The following is a 5001-nucleotide window of genomic DNA, read 5'->3' on the forward strand; positions in this document are numbered from 1 at the left end:
TGGTTGGTTTGCTTGGGTGTTGCGCCCTGCCATAAATTTGTGTTTGGGGGGGTAACAAACCCGCCCGCCCCAACCCCTCCACCCCCCCCCGGGGGGGGGCGGGGGGGGCTCTTCTCGTTCCGGGGCCTCCCGTCCGCTCGTCCTCGCCTCAGCCGTCCCCGTCCCGGTCCAGGTCCTCGTGGGCGTGCTTCAGCTTCATACGGGCGTCCACGCGCTCCGCCGCCGCGACCTCGGCCCAGAAGCGGTGACCGCTCACGAACACCGCGAGCTCGTGCTCCCGCTGCCGCAGCTTCTCCACCTCGGCCTGTTCGTCGGACGTCCAGCCGGGGGAGGCGGGGCGCTCCACCATCCGCCAGCCGCTGTCGTCGCTGAACCCGTCCAGCGGCTGGACCGACCAGGGGAGCCGCTTCAGCAGGGCCGACAGCTCGGACCGGACCTGGTGCAGCTCCTCCTGACCGGCGAGGAGGTCACTCGGAAACTCATGGGTCGTAGCCACGCGGCAATGCTACGCCTGTTCGATTTTGGGAGGCGAGTTCGTTCAGGAGGTTCATGCGAACGGGTTCTCGCTCTGTGGGGAGCTCTGCCCCGGCGGCGGGCGAACCCGGCGTTTCGCGGGGGAGTCCGCGCTGGTCGGCGCCCGGACGGGCGGTGAATCTCGGCATCGAGGGCACGGGCCTCCGTCACGCGATCGGTCAGTAGTTCGATTCCCTGGTCGCTCCGGGTGGCCGACGAGCGGGACCACGAGGCTGGGGCCACGCCGAGCCGGCCCGCCGCAACCCCGGGATGCCGGTCACGGCGGGCGCGCTCGCGGCCGGGCCCCTGGTGCCGGCGCCGTGACCGCTGACGCGTTGACCGGCGGGGCCCCGCGGCCCCGGCGTCAGTGACCGGCCGCCCGCAACTCCCGTACCAGGCGCTCCGTCACCGGTACGGACACTCCGTGGCGTTCGGCCGCGCGCAGCAACGCGCCCCCGATGGCGTCGAGTTCGAGCGGGCGGCCGGCCTCCGCGTCGCGCTGCATCGACGACTTGGTGCCGGGCGGGAAGGCGTCGTACCGGGCGAGCGCCCCGGCCGGGTCCACGGGGGCGCCGCAGGCGGCGCCGACGGCCGCGGTCTCCGCGACCAGGGCGACCAACTCCTCGCGATGGCAGGTGCGTACGTCACCGAGGGGAACGCCGTGGCGGGTGGTCAGCAGGGCGAACGGGGCGAGGAACGACATCTTGGCCCACAGGGCCGACGTCTCGTCCCCGCACACCCGGGTGACCGGGCCGGCGGCGCCGAGGACCGCCGCCAGCGCGTCGAGACGCGGGCGGGGCACCGGATCGCCGGTCAGGTCGATCTCGGTGAACGGGCTGCCGTGCTCGATCAGTCCGGGTGCCGTCCGGGTCGACTCGACGCGGACGACGGCGGGGGCCACCCGGTCGGCGCGGTAGCGGGCGCGCAGGAACGCCGGGTGCTCCACGCCGTTCAGCAGCGGCACGAGGAGGGCGTCGCCGAGCGCGCCGGGCGGGACCCGGGTGAGCGCCGCGTCGAGCGCGGTGTGCTTGACCGTGATCAGACAGGCGTCGACGGGCTCGCGGAGCTCGGTGTCCGCCTCCACGGGGGCGGTGAAGTCGCCGAACTGGGCGCTGCGGACGCGGATTCCGCCGGTGCGCAAGGCTTGGGCGGTCTCGTCCCCGGACAGACAGATCACACGGTGCCCGGCGCGGGCGAGCAGACCCGCCAGGAGTCCGCCGGTGCCGCCGGGGCCCAGGACGGCCAGGGTGAGTCGGTCGTTCGTCATGATGCGGTTGTTCCTCTCGTCGGGTCGGCCCCGGAACCGGTGGCCGCCTTCGGGAAGGATCTTCGCAGGGCCCGCGCGATTGCGTAAGACTGGGGGACATGTGCCGGAGCATCAAGACCCTGCGCCCGCCCGCGTTGGCCGAGGAGGCCACGGACGAGGAGATTCGGGCCGCCGCCCTGCAGTACGTGCGGAAGGTGTCCGGTTTCCGGGCGCCCGCCGCCCACAACCAGGAGGTGTTCGACCGGGCCGTGGAGGCCGTCGCACAGGCCACGGCCGACCTTCTCGAGGGGCTGGAGATCCGCGGTCAGGCCGTTCGTACGGGGGCGTAGGGGCGGTTCGGGGGCACCGTGGGAACACCGCGCCCCCTCGGCGGCCCGCCGCGTCCGTCACGAGGCCTTCGAGGTCTCCGGCCGTCGCATCAGGAACGCCGCGGCGGCGCCCGCCCCGAAGAGCGCGGTGAGGGACACGCCCGCGGCCAGCCAGGTGGCACCCAGCCACTGGGCGCCGAAGTAGCCGAGGGCGACGCTGTAGACCGCCCAGGAGAGGCCGGCCAGCGCGGACCAGGGCACGAAGTCGCGGGCCCGCCGGTGCGCGGCACCGGCGCAGAAGGACACCACGGACCGTCCGGCCGGGGCGAACCGCGCGAGGATCACCAGGGCGCCGCCGCCCCGGGAGAGGGCCGTGCCGAGACGTTCCTGCGCGTTGGTCAGACGCCGGGAGCGGGCGATCGCGCGGTCCAGGCGCTCACCGCCGCGCCAGGCCAGGCGGTACGCCACCAGGTCGCCCAGCAGCGAGGCGGTGGCCGCGGAGACGATCAGGGTCAGGATGTCCGGCACATGTCCCGCCGCGCCGGCGCCGGCGGCGGCCGCCGTGGCCGCCGTGATCACCAGCACCCCGCTCGGCAGCACGGGCAGAAAGACGTCCAGCAGTACCGAAACGGCGACCATGGCATAGATCCATGGCCCGGCGATCAGCGATACCACGCCCTCGGACACGACTACTCCCCGCTACTCCCCCGTTAACAGCCATACAGCGTACGCCCAAGGTGTGACGGAAGGGTCACGGGGGGCTCCTGTGTGGTGCACAGTCTGTCAAGTCGGGGCCCGGGTAGGCGAGGGAAATACGGCGGCGCCCTCCCCGCACGGTCGGGAAGGGCGCCGGGCGTGCGGGTCAGGCCGCGACCGGGGTCTGCTCCGTCGCGGGCTTCCGCTCGCGTGCCATGCGCCTGACCAGGAGCCGGTCCAGGCCGAAGGCGCCGGAGCCGGTGAAGACCAGCAGGAGGAACGTCCAGCAGAACAGCACGGCGAGTTCGCCGCCGTTCTGGATCGGCCACAGGGCCGCCTTCTGGTGGATGTCGAAGTACGCGAACGCCATGGAGCCCGAGGCGATCAGCGCGGCACCGCGGGTGGCGAGGCCGAGCAGCGCGAGAACGCCGCAGACCAGCTGGATCACGGCCGCGTACCAACCGGGCCAGGTACCGGCGGGGACGGTGCCGCCGTCGGTGCCCGCGGCGCCGCCGAGGACGCCGAAGAGCGAGGCTGCGCCGTGCACGGCGAAGAGCAGGCCGACGACTATGCGGAACAGGGCGATGACGTAGGGCTGGGCGCTGTCGAGGCGTCCGGACATGTGGGGGTGCTCCCTCGGTAGTCGGTGGGGGACGGCGGTACCGAATGAGAAACCCAGGTTAGGTGAACCTAATCTGTGCTTGCAAGTTCAACATTTGGCCATGGTTCCGCTTCCGTTTCCGGACCGGTCGGCCCTCACGGGGCGGTGATCGCGGTCTCCTTCACGGTCTCCAGCGTTCCGTTCCGCCGCGCCCGCTCCAGCCGCAGCCGTGCCGAACGCCCGCGCAGTGTCAGCGTCATGAGCTGGTTGCCGAACCAGGGACCGCCCTTCCTGCGCCAGTCGACCGGGGGTGCCGGGCAGCCGCCGTGGCGGGCGAGGCGGCGGCCGAGGAAGCGTGCCGCCGCGCTCCAGCCGAAGCGGAAGCCGAGCCGTATCGACAGGGGGACGGAGTTGTGGACGGGTGAGCAGGTGAGCTGCAGGACGCGGGCGTCGGGGCCGCCGGACGGCCATGCGGGTTCGGCGACGTAGGCGTGGTGCACGTCCCCGGACAGCACGCAGACGGTGGCCGGCGCTCCGGGGCCCGAACCGGCCTCGGCGATCAGACCGGCCAGGGCGGTGAAGGACTCCGGGAAGGCGGCCCAGTGCTCCAGGTCGGCCCGGCGCCGCAGCTTCTCGCCGAAGCGCGCCCAGCGCGGGCCGCGGTCGCCCCGGCACAGGGCCGCGTCCCACGCCTCGGCGTCGTGCACCAGGTGCGGCAGCAGCCAGGGCAGGGAGGTGCCGACGAGGAGGTGGTCGTACGAGCCCGGGTCCCGGAGCGCCTGCTCGCGCAGCCATTCCGCTTCGGCCGGGTCGAGCATCGCGCGGCTTCGCTCGTCGAGCACCCGCGCCGCGCGTGTGTCCACGATCAGCAGCCGCACCCGCCCGAAGTCGCGCCGGTAGCTCCAGCGGACGGAAGCGGGGTCGGCGTCGGCCACGGCGGCGAAGGCGCGCAGCGCGTCCGTGCCGTCGGGGGTCTCGCGGACCGCCGCGTACAGCGGGTCGCCGGCCAGCTCGCCGGGTGACAGATTGCCCAGGTGCTGGTGCACCCAGTACGACATCAGGCCGCTCAGCAGCCGCTCCTGCCACCAGGCGGTGGCCCGCATGTCGGCGAGCCAGGCGGCGGAGGTGTTCCAGTCGTCGATGACGTCGTGGTCGTCGAAGATCATGCAACTGGGCACGGTGGACAGCAGCCAGCGCACCTCGGGGTCGAGCCAGGACTCGTAGTAGAGCCGGGTGTACTCCTCGTAGTCCGCGACCTCGCTGCCCGGGGGGTCGTCCGGATCGCGGCGGGCGGCCAGCCAGCGGCGGGTGGCCGGGGATGTCTCGTCGGCGTACACCTGGTCGCCCAGCAGAAGCAGTACGTCGGGGCGTTCGCCGCCGGGGGCGGCCGCGATCCGGGCGGCCAGGGCGTCCAGGGCGTCGGGGCCGGCCGGATCCCGCTCCCCGGCCGGGGGCGCGGCCCAGCGGCAGGAGCCGTAGGCCACCCGGACCGCGTCGCCGTCGGCGGGCGGGCGGATGTCGGCGGGCGGGACGCGGGCGCCGGCCGGCGCCCCAACGCGCGGGCCCGCGAGGACCACCTCGGACGACGGCGACGGGCGCGCGGAGAGCCCGGTCGC

At 73.8% G+C, this 5001-nt stretch carries 6 protein-coding genes; 1 reads left to right on the forward strand and 5 read right to left on the reverse strand.

Features of this window, described 5'->3' with window-relative positions:
• Positions 1-148: 148 nt before the first annotated feature.
• Both ACFW2E_RS03830 and ACFW2E_RS03835 read right to left on the reverse strand, forming a co-directional pair.
• Complete coding sequence (locus tag ACFW2E_RS03830; protein ID WP_384460877.1) at positions 149-496, reverse strand: hypothetical protein; 348 nt, start codon at positions 494-496, stop codon at positions 149-151.
• A 381-nt stretch (positions 497-877) separates the two neighbouring features.
• A complete protein-coding gene (locus ACFW2E_RS03835) occupies positions 878-1780 on the reverse strand; it encodes a ketopantoate reductase family protein (RefSeq protein ID WP_384460880.1) in 903 nt (300 codons plus the stop codon).
• 98 nt (positions 1781-1878) lie between these two features.
• Between ACFW2E_RS03835 and ACFW2E_RS03840 the strand changes: the two genes are divergently transcribed.
• Positions 1879-2109: a DUF2277 domain-containing protein gene (locus tag ACFW2E_RS03840; protein WP_384460883.1), complete on the forward strand. Its 231-nt coding sequence runs from the start codon at positions 1879-1881 to the stop codon at positions 2107-2109.
• 57 nt (positions 2110-2166) lie between these two features.
• Here ACFW2E_RS03840 and ACFW2E_RS03845 read toward each other — a convergent pair whose 3' ends face one another.
• The 3 genes from ACFW2E_RS03845 to ACFW2E_RS03855 all read right to left on the reverse strand — a co-directional run.
• Positions 2167-2727 (reverse strand): DedA family protein, encoded by a 561-nt coding sequence (locus ACFW2E_RS03845; protein WP_384460898.1) that lies wholly within the window; start codon positions 2725-2727, stop codon positions 2167-2169.
• 223 nt (positions 2728-2950) lie between these two features.
• Positions 2951-3406: a DoxX family protein gene (locus tag ACFW2E_RS03850; RefSeq protein WP_384460886.1), complete on the reverse strand. Its 456-nt coding sequence runs from the start codon at positions 3404-3406 to the stop codon at positions 2951-2953.
• A 134-nt stretch (positions 3407-3540) separates the two neighbouring features.
• A partial coding sequence (locus tag ACFW2E_RS03855) for an alkaline phosphatase D family protein (protein ID WP_384460889.1) occupies positions 3541-5001 on the reverse strand: 1461 nt, incomplete at its 5' end.

The sequence above is a fragment of the Streptomyces sp. NPDC058964 genome (genome assembly GCF_042741275.1).
Lineage (GTDB): Bacteria > Actinomycetota > Actinomycetes > Streptomycetales > Streptomycetaceae > Streptomyces.